20 protein-coding genes are annotated in these 19,783 nt (G+C 44.6%); 3 read left to right on the top strand and 17 right to left on the bottom strand.

Annotated elements, in window-relative coordinates:
- Positions 1 to 72 precede the first annotated feature (72 nt).
- Positions 73 to 528, top strand: coding sequence for a staygreen family protein (locus M3193_RS10530; protein ID WP_251627401.1), 456 nt, complete (start codon positions 73 to 75; stop codon positions 526 to 528).
- A 314-nt stretch (positions 529 to 842) separates the two neighbouring features.
- Complete coding sequence (locus tag M3193_RS10525) at positions 843 to 1,592, top strand: 3D domain-containing protein (protein WP_251627399.1); 750 nt, start codon at positions 843 to 845, stop codon at positions 1,590 to 1,592.
- A 190-nt stretch (positions 1,593 to 1,782) separates the two neighbouring features.
- Here the strand turns inward: M3193_RS10525 and rlmH are convergent, their stop codons facing one another.
- The 16 genes from rlmH to rpsF form a co-directional block, all read right to left on the bottom strand.
- Positions 1,783 to 2,262 (bottom strand): 23S rRNA (pseudouridine(1915)-N(3))-methyltransferase RlmH, encoded by a 480-nt coding sequence (gene rlmH, locus M3193_RS10520; protein ID WP_251627396.1) that lies wholly within the window; start codon positions 2,260 to 2,262, stop codon positions 1,783 to 1,785.
- 79 nt (positions 2,263 to 2,341) lie between these two features.
- Positions 2,342 to 2,527 carry a CxxH/CxxC protein gene (locus M3193_RS10515; RefSeq protein ID WP_435372040.1) on the bottom strand — a complete coding sequence of 62 codons (186 nt, stop codon included), beginning with the start codon at positions 2,525 to 2,527 and terminating at the stop codon, positions 2,342 to 2,344.
- 183 nt (positions 2,528 to 2,710) lie between these two features.
- Positions 2,711 to 3,979 carry a S1C family serine protease gene (locus M3193_RS10510; RefSeq protein ID WP_251627394.1) on the bottom strand — a complete coding sequence of 423 codons (1,269 nt, stop codon included), beginning with the start codon at positions 3,977 to 3,979 and terminating at the stop codon, positions 2,711 to 2,713.
- A gap of 99 nt (positions 3,980 to 4,078) precedes the next feature.
- The gene (locus M3193_RS10505; protein WP_251627392.1) at positions 4,079 to 4,867 is read right to left on the bottom strand and encodes an MBL fold metallo-hydrolase; all 789 of its coding nucleotides are present in this window, start codon (positions 4,865 to 4,867) and stop codon (positions 4,079 to 4,081) included.
- Positions 4,868 to 4,879: 12 nt separating this feature from the next.
- Entirely contained in the window at positions 4,880 to 5,716 is an 837-nt protein-coding gene (locus tag M3193_RS10500) for a two-component system regulatory protein YycI (protein ID WP_251627391.1), read from the bottom strand.
- A complete protein-coding gene (locus M3193_RS10495; RefSeq protein ID WP_251627389.1) occupies positions 5,703 to 7,037 on the bottom strand; it encodes a YycH family regulatory protein in 1,335 nt (444 codons plus the stop codon). Before M3193_RS10495 ends, M3193_RS10500 begins: the two co-directional genes overlap by 14 nt.
- Positions 7,028 to 8,854, bottom strand: coding sequence for a cell wall metabolism sensor histidine kinase WalK (gene walK, locus M3193_RS10490; RefSeq protein ID WP_251627380.1), 1,827 nt, complete (start codon positions 8,852 to 8,854; stop codon positions 7,028 to 7,030). The genes M3193_RS10495 and walK overlap by 10 nt, the downstream gene beginning before the upstream one ends.
- 5 nt (positions 8,855 to 8,859) lie before the next feature.
- Entirely contained in the window at positions 8,860 to 9,570 is a 711-nt protein-coding gene (gene yycF, locus M3193_RS10485; RefSeq protein ID WP_251627378.1) for a response regulator YycF, read from the bottom strand.
- A 144-nt stretch (positions 9,571 to 9,714) separates the two neighbouring features.
- Positions 9,715 to 11,178 (bottom strand): M23 family metallopeptidase, encoded by a 1,464-nt coding sequence (locus M3193_RS10480; protein WP_251627376.1) that lies wholly within the window; start codon positions 11,176 to 11,178, stop codon positions 9,715 to 9,717.
- A gap of 270 nt (positions 11,179 to 11,448) precedes the next feature.
- Positions 11,449 to 12,807, bottom strand: coding sequence for a replicative DNA helicase (dnaB, locus tag M3193_RS10475; protein WP_251627374.1), 1,359 nt, complete (start codon positions 12,805 to 12,807; stop codon positions 11,449 to 11,451).
- Between the two features lie 12 nt (positions 12,808 to 12,819).
- On the bottom strand, positions 12,820 to 13,266 hold the full coding sequence (rplI, locus tag M3193_RS10470; protein ID WP_251627365.1) for a 50S ribosomal protein L9: 447 nt from the start codon (positions 13,264 to 13,266) through the stop codon (positions 12,820 to 12,822).
- 2 nt (positions 13,267 to 13,268) lie between these two features.
- Entirely contained in the window at positions 13,269 to 15,236 is a 1,968-nt protein-coding gene (locus tag M3193_RS10465; RefSeq protein WP_251627363.1) for a DHH family phosphoesterase, read from the bottom strand.
- 12 nt (positions 15,237 to 15,248) lie between these two features.
- Positions 15,249 to 16,190, bottom strand: a complete 942-nt coding sequence (locus M3193_RS10460; RefSeq protein ID WP_251627361.1) for a YybS family protein — start codon at positions 16,188 to 16,190, stop codon at positions 15,249 to 15,251.
- A gap of 359 nt (positions 16,191 to 16,549) precedes the next feature.
- The gene (gene rpsR / locus M3193_RS10455; RefSeq protein ID WP_251627359.1) at positions 16,550 to 16,786 is read right to left on the bottom strand and encodes a 30S ribosomal protein S18; all 237 of its coding nucleotides are present in this window, start codon (positions 16,784 to 16,786) and stop codon (positions 16,550 to 16,552) included.
- 44 nt (positions 16,787 to 16,830) lie between these two features.
- Positions 16,831 to 17,343, bottom strand: a complete 513-nt coding sequence (gene ssb / locus M3193_RS10450) for a single-stranded DNA-binding protein (RefSeq protein WP_251627352.1) — start codon at positions 17,341 to 17,343, stop codon at positions 16,831 to 16,833.
- Positions 17,344 to 17,413: 70 nt separating this feature from the next.
- Complete coding sequence (gene rpsF / locus M3193_RS10445) at positions 17,414 to 17,701, bottom strand: 30S ribosomal protein S6 (protein ID WP_251627350.1); 288 nt, start codon at positions 17,699 to 17,701, stop codon at positions 17,414 to 17,416.
- Between the two features lie 325 nt (positions 17,702 to 18,026).
- Between rpsF and M3193_RS10440 the strand changes: the two genes are divergently transcribed.
- Positions 18,027 to 18,587 (top strand): DUF3267 domain-containing protein, encoded by a 561-nt coding sequence (locus M3193_RS10440; protein WP_251627348.1) that lies wholly within the window; start codon positions 18,027 to 18,029, stop codon positions 18,585 to 18,587.
- A gap of 46 nt (positions 18,588 to 18,633) precedes the next feature.
- Here M3193_RS10440 and ychF read toward each other — a convergent pair whose 3' ends face one another.
- A complete protein-coding gene (gene ychF, locus M3193_RS10435; RefSeq protein ID WP_251627346.1) occupies positions 18,634 to 19,734 on the bottom strand; it encodes a redox-regulated ATPase YchF in 1,101 nt (366 codons plus the stop codon).
- Between the last annotated feature and the right edge of the window lie 49 nt (positions 19,735 to 19,783).

Raw genomic sequence — 19,783 nt, 5'->3', positions numbered from 1 at the left:
CCCCGTAGTATATCCTTTTAACTGTTTAATAGGTATCCGCATATTGATATAAAAACGAATGGAGTTGATCGCTTGGTCAAGTTCAACCCAGAAAAACTATTCGTTCAATATAGGCATGATATTACTATAATGGAACCTATCATTCCAAGACGTTACACACTTACTCACTCAGATGAAACTGGAGATCTATTTTTAGTGATTGGAAATGAATATGCTTGGGATAAAGTTAATACCAAGATGAGAGATGAGGTCTTAGGCGAATGGATTAGTAATGGAGAATGCATCTATTTCTATGTATATTTATATATAGACCAGGGAGAATACAATCAAAATACATCCGCAAAACGCAATGAAATATTTAGACGTGAGTTACCACTTGCACTAACAGCCATTCGATACGGCGATAGATTACTATTCGAAAAATACCCTAACCTCGATAACGCTCCTATCATCGTTAACTTTATATCCACATATCCTCAATTTGCTAGGCAAGAGAACTGGGGGACATTCAGTAATTTTTCTATGTAATACATTTAGGAAGCATTAAAGGAAACTTGCTATATTCATTTTGAAAGTTCCATACAAAAAAAGTAAGCTAGGCATGATAGAAAAGTCTTTGACTGCTTTTTTAAATCCTTCTAAACCGCACTTACTTATGAGTTCTGGTTTAACTTGCCAATTTCGTATATTACTATAATACAATCGTGTTGTTACTATCGTTTAATATTAGCAATACTATTGCCATAGACGTAAACAAATTAACATCTCCTCGTTCTTTTTCTTAGAAAAATCTATGTTACGATTATTTAAGATTAACAACCAAGAACATGGAGGATAAATGAATGCTAAAAAAAATTATATCAATTGTACCAGTTGCAATGCTCTCGGTAACTTTAAGTGCTAATGTTCAAGCTGCAACGATTACTGTACAAAAAGGAGATACACTTTGGGATTTATCACGTGCAAATAATACATCTGTAGAAAATATAAAAGAGTTGAATAATATTACTACCAACCTTATTCATCCCGGGGATGTCCTAACCATTTCACAACAAAAACAATATACCGTTAAGCAAGGTGATACACTATGGAACATAGCCCTAGATCATCAAGTAACAGTTTCGCAAATTAAAGAATGGAACCAATTACATACTGACCTTATTCATCCAGGTTTAAATCTATCCATCATTAATGGTTTGAAAACTAGTACGGCTATATCTGACAAACCAATAATGCCTGCTGCACATGAATCAAAGGAAACTACAACTTCAGCAACCGCTCCATCAACAAATAATACAGCTTCAAAAGAAATTACAGTAGAAGCTTCAGCCTATACGGCTTCATGTGAGGGATGTTCCGGTATTACCGCTACTGGAATTAACCTTAAAACAAACCCAAATGCAAAGGTCATCTCAGTTGACCCAACTATCATTCCACTTGGTAGTAAAGTTTATGTAGAAGGCTATGGTGAAGCGATCGCAGGGGATACTGGCGGTGCCATTAAAGGGAATCGAATCGATGTCTTTATTCCTTCTCAACAGGATGCAATCAATTTTGGAGTGAAAAAATTAAAGGTCACAATATTAAACTAACATATCTATTACCAGCCTATCCTTAAGATTTCTATATATGTACAAAAAGGTGACTTAAAACCTTATAATAAAGCAAAAAAAGAACCAATTGGGTTCTTTTTTTGCTTATTTTTTTCAGCCTTTCCAATGGTTCGTTAACTTCTCACTTACTTCTTCTCAACGTTCCAGGTGGCTCATTTAAAAACCGCACTTACTTATGATACGGTTCACCCCGCATAATCCTGAACCCTCGATAAATCTGCTCCAACAACACCAATTTCATAAGCTGATGAGGAAATGTCATCTTTGAAAATGACAACAGTTCATCCGCACGTTTCAACACATCATTATGTAATCCGAGAGATCCCCCTATGACGAAGACGACTTTGCTACGGCCGTACGTCATCAACGACTCCATTCCCGCAGCCAATTCTTCGCTCGTTTTCATCTTCCCCTCAATCGCCAATGCAACAACGTATGCATCCGAATTGATTTTCGCAAGAATCCGATCCGCTTCTTTTTTCTTGACGATTTCCATATCGGCTTCGCTCAATGACTCAGGGGCTTTTTCATCCGGCACTTCTACTAAATCGATTTTTGCATAAGCTCCGAGCCGTTTGGCATATTCTTCGATGCCCATTTTCAAATATTTTTCTTTTAGTTTGCCAACTGACACAATTGTAATATTCACAGGGTTGTCCACCTTTGCTGAAAAGTTATACACAGAACTTATACACATATCCACAGACAAAACTACATATTGTGCCCGATTATTCGTTCGCCACAATATACATTGCGGGTGTGTCACAGTAGTCGCATTTTGTGGATAACTTTTTCACTTCGTCGATCTTTTCCATGATCGGAAACGTCTCCTCTTTCGCAACAAACACATCAAGTGCATGATTGATATGGGTTTCGCAGCTGTATATTTTCATCATCAACACTTCTTTCATCATTTATTGTTTACACAATGTTATTCACAATTTTGATTTATTATCCACATGTCAATAACTTACCTCGAAAAACAGGCAGTATAGCCGATGTTCTGCTATGCTGCCTGTTGTGGATAAATATTTATTACATCCTTGTAAAAAGTGTAACACTCTACTCCGTTTTATGCCCTCTTTTATGCTAATTTCCTAAAACGTATTGCCGTCCTTCAGTTCCATTTCAATGTCAATCAATTTCCCATCACGATACACTTTCATTGTCATCGTGTCGCCAACCTTTTTGTCATTGTATAGATGCTTGCGCAAGCCGACCATGTCAGTAATTTTCTTGCCGTCCATTTCTACAATGACATCATATCGCTGCACGCCTGCCGCCTCAGCCGGCGTATTGCGGAATACTTGAGTGACAATGACTCCTCCCGCTATGTCCTCCGGCAGCTTGAGCATTCCTTTGCGCTCTGCGGAAGGCACATCCTCCAAATTGAATAGACTTACGCCCATTGTCGGCCGTTGAACCGTACCTGTCTTTTCGAGGTCATTGATGATTGGTACGGCAATATTGATGGGAATAGCAAGACCAATTCCCTCGACGGTTGCTTCCGTTATTTTCATCGAGTTGATGCCGACGAGCTGGCCAGCCATATTGATGAGCGCGCCGCCCGAGTTTCCAGGGTTGATGGCAGCGTCTGTCTGCAGGACATCTGCCTGCCAATCAATCGTCCCGTTCTGATCAAAATCCATCGGAATGGAACGATCTTTCCCGGAAACGATACCCATCGTTACAGATCCCGCAAAGCCGAGACCGAGCGGATTGCCGATAGCGATGACCGTTTCCCCCCGCTTCAAAGCGTCAGAGTCCCCGAACTGAATGACTGTGTTGACAGCAGCGCCATCAATCTCCACTACCGCAAGATCTGTCCACATGTCGCTTCCGACAAGTTTTCCGTTCACCTTCGTTCCATCATCGAACGTGATTTCCAGTCCCTCTGCATTTTCAACAACGTGATGGTTTGTGACAATGTATGCCTTGCCGCCTTCCTTCTTATAAATTACGCCCGAACCGCTGCCCGTTTCCCTTCTCGTTTCGGTCGATGACCAAAAATCGCGCACGGTTTGAAGATTGGTGATGCCCACGACCGTATCCGCGACTTCGGAGACAATGTCAGTAACATCCGTATTGATGTCTACGGAGACTCTCTCGCTCGTCAGGTTGTTTTTCCCTGCCGTTTCGCTGCCGACTTGGGGCGTTACTTTCTCTTTGTCAAATGCAGCATTCATCAGTAACCAGACGATGAGACCACCGAGAATAGCACCGAAGAGAGCGGGCAGAAATCCGCCACGGCGTTTTGACTTGGTCGGTCTATCGCTGTATCTTGGCGGTTCCTCAAACCTTTTTTGTTCTTCGATGAGCGGCTTTTCATCCTCATTGCGAGGACCTTGATTGAATCCTTCGTCCATTCTCCTCTCCCTTTCTATAGACAGATACACTCACTTTACCCCAATCGGGTACTTTAAAATCAAAAAGCCTCGCCAAAAGGCAAGGCTTTTCAATCTTTATTAAACAAGGACGAGCTCTGTCGGTTTGTCCGCGTCGGTGTCATGCAAATGCACGAATTCTCCCGGGCGTATCCCGCATGCTTCCAATGTTTGCGAAACACTCATCCTTGCGAGGTCTTTCATATTATTATCCTTGCTTAGGTGCGATAAATAAATTCTCGTTTCTTTTTGAGCGACAACTTCACTCATTGCAACTGCTGCATCTTCATTCGAAACATGCCCAACGTCGCTCAGGATCCGGCGTTTGACCGACCACGGGTAGCGTCCCATCTGCAGCATGCTGACGTCATGATTGCTTTCGAACACGAACGCATCAGACCCTTGGATATGCCCTTTCATCCTATCGCTCACATACCCCGTATCCGTGATGATTGAAAGCTTGCGGTCATTCTGATGGAATACGTAGAACATCGGATCCGCGGCATCATGCGAAACTGCAAAGGACTGGATATCGAGCGAGCCGAACGACATATTCGTCTCCATATTGAAATGGAAACGCTGCTCCGTTGGAATCTCGCCTACGAGTCCATTCATCGCAAGCCAAGTCTTCTCATTCGCGTAGATTGGCACTTTGTATCTTCGGGCCAGCACACCGATCCCCTTAATGTGATCGCTATGCTCATGTGTAACAAAAATGCCATCTACATTCGTCATGGAGCGCCCGATGTTTTCAAGCTGCTGCTCCATTCTTTTTGCACTAAGTCCGGCATCGACCAGAAAAGCATGCTCTTCGGTCTCTATATATATGGAATTGCCCGTACTGCCACTTGCGAGCACACTGAAACGCATATGAAAAACTCCTTATTCTTCTTCATCCTCGGCCTCATCGAGTTTTTCCTCTTCCATTTTGTCCAATTTGAAGTCTATCACTTTACCTTCAATGGCATTGATGAAGTGATCCTCGATGGTACCATCCTTCAATTCTACACGAATATTCCATGTCGGGGCAAATACTTGCTTTCCGGTCAATTGGACGAGTGACGAGTATCCTGGCGTCACTTTCAACACTTTGGAATCTTGCTTTAAATAACCGCGTGTAACAAGAGACCGAACCGCTTCATCTTGTTTCAACACTTCTTTTTTATGGTTATCGCTTGTGAATTCCTCTAGCATCCGCTGCCTATAATGGGTTACTTCATAGTTCTCGTCCCAATAGATCGTCAAGGTCGCATTCTGGCTGTAGAAAATCGGTTCCCCATTCACTCTTTGAAAGAAGATGGCTTTCCGTGCTTCCTTATCAATTTCCCAAAGCTCATACTCGGCTCCGTTCCATACATACTTCGTCAGGAAATCCGTGAAATGAATATCCTCTTTTGCGTTTCGTATGGAAACCGCGGTTTCCATTACAGATTCAATCTGTGTATTGTCGATGATGACAATGGATTGATCTTCAAGCGATTCCAATTCCTCCTGCGTGAAAGACTTCATATTCGCGGAGATGTAGGAGAAGTCATTTTTTATTACTTGCGGAACATTGTACGTAATATTCTCTTGTTTCATCAAATCCTCAATTGACGTTTTCCCCGCGACTTGTATGTTTTGCGCCTCGGTGCGCTGATTCAAATATAAGAAATAAAGGAAGATATTCAAGATCGAAAAGACGACGATGAAGATTGTTTTTGTTTTATTCCAATCCAATCTGCTCACTCCCGCCTTGTTCAGGTGTATACCGAACCCAGTTTCCTTTGGCATAATAATACCAAGCAGGCTCCATTATAAAAATCCTTTGCTCCAAATCGTGTTTCATCGTATAGCCAGTTGTGACTTCCTCGACGGTTCCGAAATCCATATTTTCAACTGTCTGAAGCTCGTTTACAATTTCGATCCCTGACGGAAGCTCTATTTCATCATTCGCTAACGGCAGATCAATCTTATAGTACGGACGGATATATCGGAAAACCCGGTTTTCGCCGTAATACTGTGCAATCTCCGTCGTACCCGATAGCGGGGGCTCGCTGAAAACCGGATAACCATGAATATATAATTGGAATTTCACGTACCTGGAATAAGGATTTATATATGAAAATCGATACGAATCCGTCCATCCGCCATGCTCATTAATCGAATCAATTACATCCGTCAACAAGTCGGAAGGGTATGCTGCCGGATCACTGCTCAACGCGGCGGGATGGGCGAAATTCAACATTTTAGTTTCTGTATTTACACCCAGCAGTGCATGGTCATCACCGAATTCCTCATGTGTCGCATCTACCTGGCTGCGACGCACTGCATTCGGATCATTGAATAAAGCATCTCGGAAGCGTGTCGGACTGATTTCCTCCTGGATATACGTGGTTTGCAGCATTTTTACCGGTTCAGACGGGACCGCCAAATAGACCGGCTCTTGGACATTCACTTCCGCGTAGGCGGGCAGCGTTTCCCCTTCCAGGATGATTTCACGATACGACTTCAGCGGATCCGAGGCTGTTATCTTGCCATAATAATGGATTCCTGTCGCACGGTTGATGAAGTGTGCTTCAAAAGCAAGTTCCTTCGGATTCCAATTCACTACAAGACGATCAAAGCTGAATTCCGGAATCTGAACATCCTCAATCGGCAAGATCTCATTATATACTGGCAACGGCACTTCACCTTGGAAAAACAATGTAAACTGATTCGTCTGTTCAAAAAAGGATTTCATCTGCCCCTTGTTCATCTCATTTGGTTCCCGGGCTATTTGAGAAACTTTCCAAGTGCCCATTTCCCGCACGATGTGGTCAATTTGCTTCTGCTCGGTCGTCCCTCTGAGCGATCCGTCGTTCTTAATAATAAACTTATAGGGCTTGATGATATCCTCCACTTGCTTTTTTGCACCGATGGAGATGTCGACGGTCGGTGATTGTTCAATCGTATCCAACCTCGGAGAATACGTCCAAATGGAAAAGGTGAATGTGACGCTCAACAAGACGAGCAATAATAGGACGATTGATTTGATAGGCTCAATATACTTCAACCCCATTCACCTTCCTCTTGTCGTTCAAAAGGCAGCGTAAAGAAGATAGTTGTTCCTTTGCCTTCTTCACTTTCCGCCCATATTTCCCCGCCATGGGCAATGATCATTTCTTTGGCAATGGCAAGTCCGAGACCCGTCCCGCCCATCGCCCTCGATCTCGCACGGTCCGCCCTGTAGAACCTATCGAAAATTCGGTTCACATTCGCTTGCGGGATGCCCATGCCATCGTCTGAAATCATCACTTTGATATACGTCCCCGATGTCGTCACCCCGAAGCGCACATCCCCGCCATCCGGAGAATACTTAAGCGCATTTGAAATGATATTGTCGATGACCTGCGTCATTTTATCCGTATCGATTTCAACGAATAGATCTGCAGACGGCAACAGCCGTTTGAAATGCACGTTCCGCGACTTCGAGAACTCGAACCGCTCTATGATTGAGTTGAAGAAATGATTGAATTCCACCCATTCGGTGTTCAACTCATATTCTTTGCTATCCATCCTGGAAAGCTTCAATAGGTCATTAACGAGCCGGATCATCCGCTCTGTCTCCGTCTGTGTCACGCGGAGGAAGGAAGGGGCTATCTCCTCGTTCTTCCAAGCACCTTCCGCCAATGCATCCAAATAACTGCGCATCGTCGTCAGCGGTGTGCGAAGCTCATGAGAAACGTTGGAAACAAATTCCCGCCTTTCCATGTCGATCTTCTCCTGCTCGGTATTGTCATGAAGAACGATGATCAGGCCATTTACAAAGCCCGTCTCACGCTGCGTCACTGAAAAAGTCGCCCGCAGTATGTAAGGTTCCTTCTCTGTACTGAAGTCGAGCGCAATGGAATCTTTCACTTGAATGAGATCTTCGAATGTATACTCCTGGTCCAACCCTAAAATACTCGCAATAGGGCGGTTCAGCACGATGTCGCGTGTCATCCTCAACATCATAAGAGCAGAGTCATTGATCAGGCTTACCCTGCCTTTGCGATCCGTCGAAATGACGCCGTCCGTCATATTTTCAAGAACAGAGGCTAGCTTCCTTTGCTCACTTTCCGTCGTTGACTGCGATTCTTGGAGCTGATTCGTCAAATGGTTAAAAGCGATTGCCAGCTGGCCCATCTCATCATTCCCGTACACGTAGACCTTCCTTGAAAAGTTCCCTTGCGCCATCGCTTGCGCCTGGCGCCTCATATCCGAAATCGGTCTTGTGAATGTGCGGGCGATGAAGATGCCTATGATGATTGTGATTGTCAGCGATACTGCCACTCCGCCCGCAAGGATCTGGTTGATTTCATTGATCTGCTTGAACACCTTTTCAATATTGGCCGTCACATATAAAGTGCCGACGACTTCCTTATCATTGTTCATGATCGGTTTCACACGCACCATGACACGTTCGCGCTTTGCCGGATCAAAGTTGATATTCTCATAAAACGTTTCGGAGGAGATGGATCTCCTCACACTGTCTTCCATCGATCGCTGGCCGACCAATGATTGATTGCCTAATTCGGAAGTGGCCAATATGCGATATTTTGCATTGATGACCCGTATTTCATTGATATCTTCCGAAGTAAAGTTCGAGAGGATAGTCGCCAGGCTCTGTTCGATTGACGGATCGTCCGGAGAGCGGTCTTTTATCATTTCTTCACGCACACTGAATTCGACAAGGTTCATCCTGTCCCTGACCGATGTCGTGAAGTTCGTCTTCAATGTATCTTCAAGCTTACTTGCAAAATAAAGACCGATGATCTGCATTGCTACAAGGATGAGCATGATATAGATGAGGACGAATTTTACGTGAATCGATCGAAAAAATCCGACTTTTTGCATGATCCTTACTCCTGTTCCGGATCACGCAAATAGTAACCGACTCCACGTCTCGTCACGATCCACGTCGGGTGGCTCGGAGTATCCTCGATCTTTTCGCGCAGACGGCGGATTGTAACGTCGACTGTCCGCACATCTCCGAAATAATCATATCCCCATACGGTTTGCAATAGATGCTCCCTCGTCATCACCTGTCCGATATGCTTCGATAGATAATGCAGCAATTCGAACTCGCGATGCGTGAGCTCAATTGACTCCCCGCGTTTTTGCACTAAATAGGCATCCGGTTGAATAATGAGGCTTCCGACTGTAATCTCATTCGTCGCCTCGTCCTGCTCTTCCGACAATGTCTTTGAATGCCTGCGCAGATTCGCCTTCACCCTGGCAATCAATTCGCGTGTACCGAACGGCTTTGTCACATAATCATCTGCCCCAAGCTCCAACCCTAGCACTTTATCGATTTCCGAATCTTTTGCTGTCAGCATGATGATCGGAAAATCATACTTCTTCCTTACCTCTCTGCATACTTCCATGCCATCGCGCTTCGGAAGCATAATATCGAGCAGCATAATATCCGGCTGCACCTCTTCCACTTTTTCGAGCGCCTCTTCACCGTCATATGCGCAATAGACAGTAAAGCCTTCCTTCTTTAAATTGAACTCTAATATATCCGCTATTGGTTTTTCATCATCTACAACTAAAATGGTTTTGTTTTGCATCGTTCATTCCCTTTCTCGCCGGTTTTGGCGACTACTTTAGTATATATTCTATTACTTTCGCTAGAAACCTTCCATTCTGCACCTACACCAAATTAGAAAAAGAGACGGCAACAGAATACACTGCAGCGTCTCCATTCCTTCTCTTTATCTTAACACACTCAACGGATTGATATTGGAACCGTTCTTGAATACTTCAAAATGCAAGTGCATACCTGTTGAGCGTCCCGTAGAGCCCATGACTCCTATTCTCGACCCTTGAGGCACTGTCTGTCCGACTTTGACCTCAATCGATGACAGATGGGCGTATAACGTCTTGTACCCGTTGTTATGAGTAATGATGATACGGTTTCCATATGTGGCATGATGGCCGACATCGGTCACAACGCCATTATCGGAAGCAAAAATTGACCGGGTCGATGGCCGTGCGATATCAATGCCTTGGTGCACCCTGCCCCAGCGTTTCCCCATTTGACTTGAAACGTATCCGCCATCCGCCGGCCACTTGAAGTTGCCCGTTCCGCGCGATGGAATCACCTTTGTTCCGACGACCGTTACTTCATGAATTGGCTCTTCGAGTACATGTTCCTCCGCCACGGTCTTGCCGATCACTTTTCCGTTCTTCTTCCGGATCAGATGTGTAACTGATTTCTTGCCGTCCGTTCCTTTTTGTTTAACTCTCTCTTCACCTTTAAAAGTCGATGCATCTTTTTCAGTCAGCTTCTTGAACTGGATAGGTGCAATCTCCTTTGATTCATAGAGTGCTTCCACTTCTATATAAGGTTCAAGTGCTGTCACATTAAGTTCCTGGCCAATTTGAAGAACCGAGGCTTCCGTAATGCCGGGATTGATTTCCATCAATTTATCCGTAGACATCTTATGGGCACTGGCGATTTTCCCTAATACATCCCCTGCTTGAATAGAGTATTGCTTCTCCTCCAATGTACCCTTATTTAATAAAGTCATTGCCTCTTGCACACTTCGTACCTCTTTGGGTGCCGTCTGGCCTTCGGTAGCCTGAATGTCAGCGCTGAATTTAATAGTTGCAAGTCTCGTTTCATTTTCTTTTAACGGTGGTATAGGTTCAGTAGATTGTTGGCGGGCTTCAAATTCAGTAAGCTCCTGCTCGGTAACTGTTTGTAATGTCAGCTCATGGATCACTGCTTCAAAATCGGCCTTGTCTTTGACATAGAACGCTGTTTCTCCGTCAATTTGAACACCAATTGCTTCCGCCTCCACGGTAAGCATGTTCTGAAGTTTTCCAAGGACCTGTTCATCGTCTGTACCTATCGTAAATACCTTTTCAGGCACGATAGATAATTCAGTTCCGATCGTTAATGGGAGACCTTCGTATTCGGAGGCCGCTTTCTCCAACTCTTCTTTTTTAAGCTGTTCGATCTTTTTATCGTCAGAAAGCATTCCAATATATTTGCTTGCAAAGTAGACATGGTAAACGGTATGGATCGAGGAATCTTTCTCTTTTTCCAGTGCAAAACCGGAGCTTATGCTGAATCCGCCTAAGAAGACTGCCATGAGGCCTATCTTTTGGAACTTTTTATATAGGGCCGTTCTATTCTTTTGATTGTTTATGCTTTGTTTCTTAAAAAACATCGATTGTTACTCCTTCCGACTGGCAGCTGCTACTAGAGGCCATCCTTATTGAAAGATTTTCACACTTCTCCAATTTATCATATCTTGTAAGTAGCTTGTTGCTTTGTGTCTATTTGTAATGAACTTGTAGTATTACAGCCAATTATTACTTATTAACTTCCAAATGACAGTTATAAATGAGGAAAATACCAACTGAGAATATAGTCGTATAGATAGAAAAGAGCCTTGATAAACCTGTTTGGCAGGTGAATCAAGGCTTTTTACTATCCATTACTGATATGACGGTGCTTGGTGTTGGCTCCAGTCGATGTTCAGGAACTTGTTGTATTCTTTGGCGAACGCTAGCGTGACGGTGCCGGTTGGGCCGTTACGCTGCTTCGCTATGATGATTTCAATCATATTCTGATTCTCTGTTTCTTTGTCATAGTAATCTTCCCGGTAGAGAAAAGAAACGATATCCGCATCTTGCTCAATACTTCCCGATTCCCGCAAGTCGGACATCATCGGCCGCTTGTCTTGACGTTGTTCCACGCCACGGGATAGCTGGGAAAGCGCGATGACTGGGATTTTCAGTTCCCGCGCAAGCGCTTTTAAGGAACGTGAGATTTCGGATACTTCTTGCTGACGGTTCTCGCCGGTACGGCCGCTTCCCATAATGAGCTGCAAATAATCAATCATGATCATGCCCAGACCGTGTTCCTGCTGAAGTCGCCGGCATTTGGAACGAATTTCGTTAATCCGGATGCCTGGAGAGTCGTCGATGAAGATTCCAGCGTTGGAAAGAGACCCCATCGCCATCGTCAGTTTCCGCCAATCCTCTGCTTCTAAATTCCCCGTCCGCAACACTTGCGCATCGATATTCCCTTCCGCACAAAGCATACGCATGACGAGTTGTTCCGCACCCATCTCCAAGCTGAAAATCGCGACGTTTTCATCCGTTTTGGTCGCTACGTTTTGTGCCACATTCAAGGCGAACGCTGTTTTACCAACGGAAGGACGGGCGGCGACGATGATCAAGTCATTCCGCTGAAAACCCGCTGTAATTTTATCCAGATCGCGGAATCCAGTCGGAATGCCTGTCACTTCGCCTTTTCTCGTATGAAGGAGCTCGATATTGTCATACGTTTCCACGAGGACATCTTTAATATGCTTAAAGTCACCGGCATTTTTCCGGTTGGAAACTTCCATAATCCTTTTTTCCGCCTCGGAAAGGACAGCTTCCACTTCATCCTCTTTTGTAAAACCTTCTTCGACAATATTGGTTGCTACCCGGATGAGCCTTCTAAGGATGGATTTTTCTTCAACAATTTTGGCGTAATACTCAATATTAGCAGCTGTCGGCACGGCATTTGCAATTTCCGTCAAATACGAAATGCCACCGACATCTTCCAATTCCTTCTTCGCTGAAAGCTCTTCTGTGACCGTAACAACGTCAATCGCTTGCCCTTTATCGCTCAGGATCAGCATCGTGTCGAATATTTTCTCATGAGCCGTCCTGTAGAAGTCATCTGGGCGAAGGACTTCGGAAGCTGTAATTAATGCCTCTGGTTGAAGGAAAATCGCACCTATGACAGATTGTTCGGCTTCGTTATTATGCGGAGGGACGCGATCATACATCTGATCCATCATTATCGCTCCCTATCATTCTTCGGTAACGTGGACTTTAAGCGTAGCTGTAACTTCCGGGTGCAGTTTGATCGGCACATTTGTATAGCCGAGTGCCCGTATTGCATCAGGCAATTCCATCTTACGGCGATCCACTTTTATTTTATGATTTTTTTCCAGAGCATCTGCGATCTGCTTCGTCGTGATTGAACCGAAGAGACGTCCGCCTTCCCCGGATTTTGCTTTCATTTCCACTGTCTTCTCATCGATGACTTCTTTAAGTTTCTGTGCTTCGGCTAATTCTGCAGCCGCATCCTTTTGCGCACGCTTCTTCTGTCCTTCAAGCTGGCTCAGGTTTGCAGGCGTCGCCTCAATCGCCAATTTGTTTTTCAACAGGAAGTTTTGCGCGTAGCCGACCGATACTTCTTTCACTTCGCCTTTTTTCCCTTTGCCTTTAACATCTTTCAAAAAAATAACTTTCATTATCAATTTCCCCTTTCTGATTTATCTTCTATAGCAGATTTTAATAATTGAACTGCTTCTTCAATTGTTTCCAATTCAAGCTGGCAAGCGGCATTCGTCAAATGTCCTCCACCGCCAAGCTCTTCCATGACGAGCTGCACATTCAGCTCCCCAAGGGACCTTGCGCTAATGCCGATTTTGCCATCCGCACGGGAAGCGATGACAAACGAGGCGATGACCCCTTGCATTGTCAGAAGGATATCTGCAGTCTGAGCAATCAGCACCGGACTATAGATGACGCCTTCCTCTCCTTTTGCAATCGCTATGCCGGCAGAAGTTAGCTCGACCGTTTCAATCAATTTAGACCGCTGAATGTACGTCGCGATGTCTTCCTTCAACAGCCTCTGTACAAGTACCGTGTCTGCTCCGTTCGTCCGCAAATAGGATGCCGCCTCGAATGTTCTAGCCCCTGTTCGCAATGTAAAGCTCTTCGTGTCGACAACAATCCCCGCGAGCAACGCAGTCGACTCAAGCATCGTCAATTTCGCATTCTTCGGCTGATATTCCACAAGCTCCGTGACGAGCTCAGCTGTCGAGGAAGCATACGGTTCCATGTAGACAAGCATCGTATTATTGATGAACTCTTCGCCGCGTCGATGATGGTCGATGACGACGACCTTTTCGGCCTTCTCGATCAGCCGCTCATCGATGACCATGCTTGGTTTATGTGTATCGACAATGACAAGAAGAGATTTTTCGGTAATCATTGATAATGCGGTCTCGGGATCGACAAATTGTGAAAATAACCCCTCGTCCTTTTTAATCTCATCCATCAGACGGGTCACACTTCCATCCAACTCATCAAAATTCAGGACGACATGACCTTCAATATTGTTCATCCTTGCCATCTTCCGGACTCCGATGGATGCCCCGATTGCGTCCATGTCGGGCATTTTATGACCCATAATCAATACTTTATCGCTGCCTTGGATCAAATCGCGCAATGCGTGTGAAATGACCCTAGCGCGTACACGAGTCCTTTTTTCCACCGGATTCGTCTTGCCTCCGAAGAATTTAAGCTTGCCATCCGTATGCTTAATGGCGACCTGATCGCCTCCACGCCCCAATACGAGATCCAAACTGGATTGTGCCAGCTCACCAAGCTCCGTAAGCGCGGCGGAGCCGGTTCCGACTCCGATGCTCAGCGTAAGGCCCGCATTCTGAATAGCTGTCTTCTCCCGAATATCATCTAAAATCGTAAACTTCGCCGTTTCCAGCTTGGATAGAATTGCTTCGTTAAAGACTGCTAAAAAACGATCGGATGCTATACGTTTTACATAAATGCCATTATCCAACGCCCATTGATTCACGAGTGAAGTGACAAGCGAGTTAAGATTGCTTCTCGTCTGATCGTCCATCGTCTGTGCTAGTTCATCATAATTATCGATAAGCATGACTCCGAGTACAGTACGGTCTTGGTGATAGAGAGATTCAATCTCCACTTTTTCCGTGATATCGAATAAATAGAGCAGTTTTTCCTCAGCCCTGTAAATGACTTGATAAGTGGAATCGCCAACATTCAAAGTCGTCTTCTGTCCGTCATTTTTAAGAATGGTTTGGAATGCTTCGGATAGCTGGAACAATTCCTCTCCGATTAACGTCTCTTTATCAAAGATATTAACAGCGTAGGGGTTTGCCCATTCGATAATATGTTTTTCATTAAAGAGGATAATGGCGATCGGCAGCTCTAGCAGCGCCTCTTCTCCGACCTTTTTCATCCGGTAGGAGAGGGATTCGATATGCTTCTCCGTTTCAATATACGTCTGTTCCTCCAGCTTCCAAGCGATGCCTGCCGCTATTGTGAAGGGGATCGTGAATAAAAGGCCCTCCCAGAAATTCGAAAGGAATAACAGGACGGCCGCTATCAATCCAAGGAGAGATATGACAGTCAGTGGATATCGGATAGCTCTTCTTCTAAAAAATGACCTCATGGTCTCATCCCCTTACTTCAAGTTGTCTTTTCCGATCCAAGCACGGATATTCACGCCTATATCAAGTATGCCAAGAAGTGTGGTGATTGGACTGAATAGCAATGCGAAAATGGTGGAAAGCACCGTGACAAAAGTAGGCAATTTCATTTTGTACATAAAATAGTGAATCAATGCCAACCCTTGTACGAGCAAAAGGAACCGTAAAATAATCGTCGCATTGACATAAAGCAAATAAGCCGAGGATTCCGGTTTCAATTCCATTATCCAAGGAAGTATAATGATCAGCCCGTAAACGAAAATGGTTATGACAGGCAGCCTCATTTCCCGGAATGGCGGAAACACAGGCACTTGATGGCCTAGTCTGCGGAGCATCTCGAAATTGGGGATCACCATGATGAACGTAAACACATACACCGACAGAATGAACATAGCCGGAATGGCGGAGCGGTACATAGTGAACGCCTCTCCCACTATCTCTTCATAGTTTTCAGGCAGTGCGCCCAAACTTTCGAGCGACGTCTTGAATTGCTTCTCCGATTCCTTCATCATCGTCATCAAGCTGTCGATTGCATTGACTTCAAAAACAAGCGCGGCTATCAGATAAACCAATATACCTGTAATGATGAAGAATAATCCCGATGCCATGAATGTGTAAAGCTTTGATTTGCCCAACAATATTGATTCAGCAACCAGGAAGGCTAGTACCCCGAACATTACAGCGAAAGGCACTAATAGAATGCCCCCTACAATAAGAGACAGGATGGCGCCTGCAATCGCTACGAAAACCGTCGAGCTTCTGTCATGCCGCAGCCGATAAAGAATGATCGGCAATGGGATGAATATCATAATGATGCTTCCGAGGAAAGGGACGTAGAAAGCCCCTGCCAGAAGTATCGTAAACAATGCGAGCATCATCGCACCGAATGTTATTTTTTGAGATTGGTCCTGCATCATTCTGTTCCTCCGTCCAGTCAATGGACTTAGTATTTTCTATCCCCTAATTAAAAAGGAGTTCTTATAATTGTATCATGATTGCTGCTGATTAACCAAAAGACAGGATGACTTCCTGTCCAACATACGCCTCACAGCCCTCGGCAGTTTTCATCAAACAAATACGCATAACTTCTTAGAAACGCGCATAAACGCCCCCAAACACGCATATTTCCCAGGAAACACTCATAACCGTCCGCAAAGACGCATAATTCTTCCCAAACACGTATAAAGAGTTTTATTCACGCATAAAAATAGAAATTCAAAAAACCGCCCCGAGACCGGAAATACCGGTATCACAAGGCGGTTTAAAATAGTACTTCTTATCTTTCTTCCGAAACGAACGGAAGAAGTGCCATAATACGAGCACGTTTAATAGCAGACGTCAATTTACGTTGATATTTAGCGCTTGTACCAGTTACACGGCGAGGCAAGATCTTTCCACGTTCAGAAACGAATTTCTTAAGTAGGTCAGTATCTTTATAATCGATATGTGTAATGTTATTCGATGTAAAATAGCAGACTTTACGACGTCTTTTACCTCCACGGCGTGGTGCCATATCGCTTTCCCTCCTTACTTGACTACGTTACCGACAATTATCCATTAGAACGGCAGATCGTCATCCGATACTTCTATCGGACCGCTGCCCGTTGAGAATGGATCGTTGTCAGTACGTGTATAGTTTTGTTGTTGAGCTGGTTGTTGATATTGCTGGTTCGGCTGCTGATTCTGATAATAGGGTTGTTCGTTCTGTGGTGCACCACCATAAGCAGCTCCAGATCTCTCAGCATTTGCACTGCGCGGCTCAAGGAACTGCACGCTGTCCGCTACGACTTCTGTCATGAAGACACGTTTGCCGTCTTGTCCATCGAAGCTGCTCGTTTGGATGCGGCCTTCGATACCGGCAAGACTTCCTTTACGTAAGAAGTTCGCAGTGTTTTCCGCCTGTTTCCTCCAAGTGACACAGTTGATGAAATCAGCTTCACGCTCTCCTGATTGGCTGGAGAACGTCCGATTCACCGCTAGCGTAAAACGCGTTACCGCAATTCCGCTCTGCGTGTACTTGAGTTCAGGATCTTTTGTCAATCGGCCGACTAAAACGACACGGTTAATCATCAGAATGCAACCTCCCTCATCATTTTCAAGTTCCACCTTTTAACGGTACTGCATTTAGTTCTTCTATGGATTAGTTGTCCAGACGAACAGCCATATGACGAATGATAGCTTCGTTGATGTTCGCAAGACGTGTAAATTCATCGATTGCTGCAGTGTCTGCATTAGCTGTTACCAATTGGTAGTAGCCTTCACGCAAGTCGTCGATTTCGTATGCAAGACGACGCTTGCCCCACTCTTTCGACTCGATGATTTCCGCTCCGTTTGAAGTTAGGACGTCATCGAAACGAGTGATCAATGCTTTTTTTGCTTCATCTTCTACTGTTGGACGGATGATGTACATGATTTCGTACTTTCTCATCTTTAGTCACCTCCTTATGGACTTTGGCCCACTTGTTACGGCGGGCAAGGAGTAAGTAATGTTTATTACTCACATCATCATATTTTAACATGATGTCTTCGGACAATCAACTATTAAATATGTTAATACGGATTTTCGTTTCAGGCGGACGCTTTCCGTGGGCATGGCTTCAGCCTCCTCACTTCGCTACGCTACGTTGCGGGGTCTTCAGCTCATGCTATTCCCACTGGAGTCGCCGCCTTACACTGCAATCCTAAGCAAGTCCTATCCAATTTAACAATCTAACTACACCAAAATGTGTATAATTATAACAAGAGGTGATCTTATGAATAATAATAGTGAACCAGACAAAATCATTGAAATCGACTTACCTACGGTTGCTAAGAGTGGCATGCTGATTACCATTCTGACGCTCATTGGATTGCTGGTTGTAGATGGTCTTGTACATCAGGAACTATCTTTCACTTTTTCCATTCGGAATGTTCTGTTTTTCATTGGTGGATATGTAGCTTTAATTGTCCTACATGAGCTTTTTCACCTGCTAGGCTTTAGAGTGTTTGGCAAGGTGCCTTGGAAGAGCATGATTGTTGGAATGAATCTCAAGTTGGGTATTGCTTATGCAACGACCGATCGGCTGATGACGAACCGGGCTATTCAGAAAGCGTTATTGCTTCCTTTTTGGACGACAGGTGTAGTACCCGCGATGATTGGAGTAGTTACGAGTAATGGCATCTGGCTAGGTTTAGCTGCTTTTCTCATTGGCGGGGCTGCGGGTGACTTTGCAATGCATAAGGAACTGAAAAAACTTCCGGATGATTGGCTTGTAAAAGATGATCCCGAGTTGCCGAAGCTCTATCTGTTCAAACCTGATCGAAATATACAGTAAAACAACCGGAAAAGGATATCCCTTCTCCGGTTGTTTTTTCATTTATTTACACGTTAAATCTAAATAACATGACGTCTCCATCTTGGACGACGTATTCTTTACCTTCCAGACGAACTTTTCCTGCTTCTTTTGCAGCTGCCATGGAGCCGGCTTCTACGAGCGCTTCATAAGCCACTGTTTCTGCTCGGATGAAACCACGTTCGAAGTCTGTATGGATGACGCCAGCACATTGCGGCGCTTTCATCCCTTTTCGGAACGTCCATGCTCGGACTTCTTGGACGCCTGCCGTGAAGTATGTGGCAAGCCCAAGTAAATGGTATGCCGCTTTGATCAGTTGATCGAGGCCGGATTCCTGGATACCTAGCTCCTCAAGGAACATTGCCTTCTCTTCATCATCCAACTCTGCCATTTCTTCCTCGATTTTTGCACAGACGACAATCACTTCTGCATTGTCCTGCTTGGCAAATTCACGGACCATTTTGACATACTCGTTTTCTTCTGCATCCGCAATTTCATCTTCCGATACGTTTGCAACATATAGCATCGGCTTAATTGTCAACAGGTGCATTCCTTTGATGAGTTGGAACTCTTCCGGTGTCAATTCAACAGATCGGGCAGGCTTTTCATTCTCAAAAGCGTCTTTCAGCTTCAGTAAAACCGGTTCTTCCGCCATGGAATCCTTATCTTTCTGTTTTGCCATTTTAGAGACGCGTGTCAATCGCTTGTCCACGCTTTCCATATCAGCAAGGATAAGTTCCAAGTTGATGACTTCGATATCGTCAATCGGATTCACTTTTCCGGATACATGTGTAATATTTTCATCGTCAAAACAACGGACGACTTGGCAGATTGCATCGACTTCACGGATATGAGAGAGGAATTTATTCCCCAACCCTTCCCCTTTGCTCGCCCCTTCTACAATTCCTGCAATATCTGTAAATTCAAAAGCTGTCGGAACTGTCTTTTTCGGTACGACGAGCTCTGTTAACTTTTGAAGCCTTTCATCGGGCACTTCCACAATTCCGACGTTCGGATCGATTGTACAGAATGGATAGTTGGCTGCCTCTGCTCCCGCTTTCGTAATTGCGTTGAATAGAGTCGACTTTCCAACGTTCGGTAAACCGACGATACCTGCTGTTAACGCCATTTATTTCCCAACCTTTCATATAGGTCAATTTCATAATCATCTTTGCAAC

The organism is Sporosarcina luteola, from assembly GCF_023715585.1.
Lineage (GTDB): Bacteria > Bacillota > Bacilli > Bacillales_A > Planococcaceae > Sporosarcina > Sporosarcina luteola_D.
Note: the sequence above shows the minus strand (reverse complement) of the source record. Positions and strands in the feature narration are given on the sequence as shown.

Bases quoted from the DNA above. Each gene is read 5' to 3' on its own strand.
- M3193_RS10525 (WP_251627399.1), top strand. From the start codon at position 843: ATGCTAAAAAAAATTATATCAATTGTACCAGTTGCAATGCTCTCGGTA.
- M3193_RS10515 (WP_435372040.1), bottom strand. From the start codon at position 2,527: ATGATGAAAGAAGTGTTGATGATGAAAATATACAGCTGCGAAACCCAT.
- M3193_RS10510 (WP_251627394.1), bottom strand. From the start codon at position 3,979: ATGGACGAAGGATTCAATCAAGGTCCTCGCAATGAGGATGAAAAGCCG.
- M3193_RS10505 (WP_251627392.1), bottom strand. From the start codon at position 4,867: ATGCGTTTCAGTGTGCTCGCAAGTGGCAGTACGGGCAATTCCATATAT.
- M3193_RS10495 (WP_251627389.1), bottom strand. From the start codon at position 7,037: ATGGGGTTGAAGTATATTGAGCCTATCAAATCAATCGTCCTATTATTG.
- walK (WP_251627380.1), bottom strand. From the start codon at position 8,854: ATGCAAAAAGTCGGATTTTTTCGATCGATTCACGTAAAATTCGTCCTC.
- yycF (WP_251627378.1), bottom strand. From the start codon at position 9,570: ATGCAAAACAAAACCATTTTAGTTGTAGATGATGAAAAACCAATAGCG.
- M3193_RS10480 (WP_251627376.1), bottom strand. From the start codon at position 11,178: ATGTTTTTTAAGAAACAAAGCATAAACAATCAAAAGAATAGAACGGCC.
- dnaB (WP_251627374.1), bottom strand. From the start codon at position 12,807: ATGATGGATCAGATGTATGATCGCGTCCCTCCGCATAATAACGAAGCC.
- rplI (WP_251627365.1), bottom strand. From the start codon at position 13,266: ATGAAAGTTATTTTTTTGAAAGATGTTAAAGGCAAAGGGAAAAAAGGC.
- M3193_RS10465 (WP_251627363.1), bottom strand. From the start codon at position 15,236: ATGAGGTCATTTTTTAGAAGAAGAGCTATCCGATATCCACTGACTGTC.
- M3193_RS10460 (WP_251627361.1), bottom strand. From the start codon at position 16,190: ATGATGCAGGACCAATCTCAAAAAATAACATTCGGTGCGATGATGCTC.
- rpsR (WP_251627359.1), bottom strand. From the start codon at position 16,786: ATGGCACCACGCCGTGGAGGTAAAAGACGTCGTAAAGTCTGCTATTTT.
- ssb (WP_251627352.1), bottom strand. From the start codon at position 17,343: ATGATTAACCGTGTCGTTTTAGTCGGCCGATTGACAAAAGATCCTGAA.
- rpsF (WP_251627350.1), bottom strand. From the start codon at position 17,701: ATGAGAAAGTACGAAATCATGTACATCATCCGTCCAACAGTAGAAGAT.
- M3193_RS10440 (WP_251627348.1), top strand. From the start codon at position 18,027: ATGAATAATAATAGTGAACCAGACAAAATCATTGAAATCGACTTACCT.
- ychF (WP_251627346.1), bottom strand. From the start codon at position 19,734: ATGGCGTTAACAGCAGGTATCGTCGGTTTACCGAACGTTGGAAAGTCG.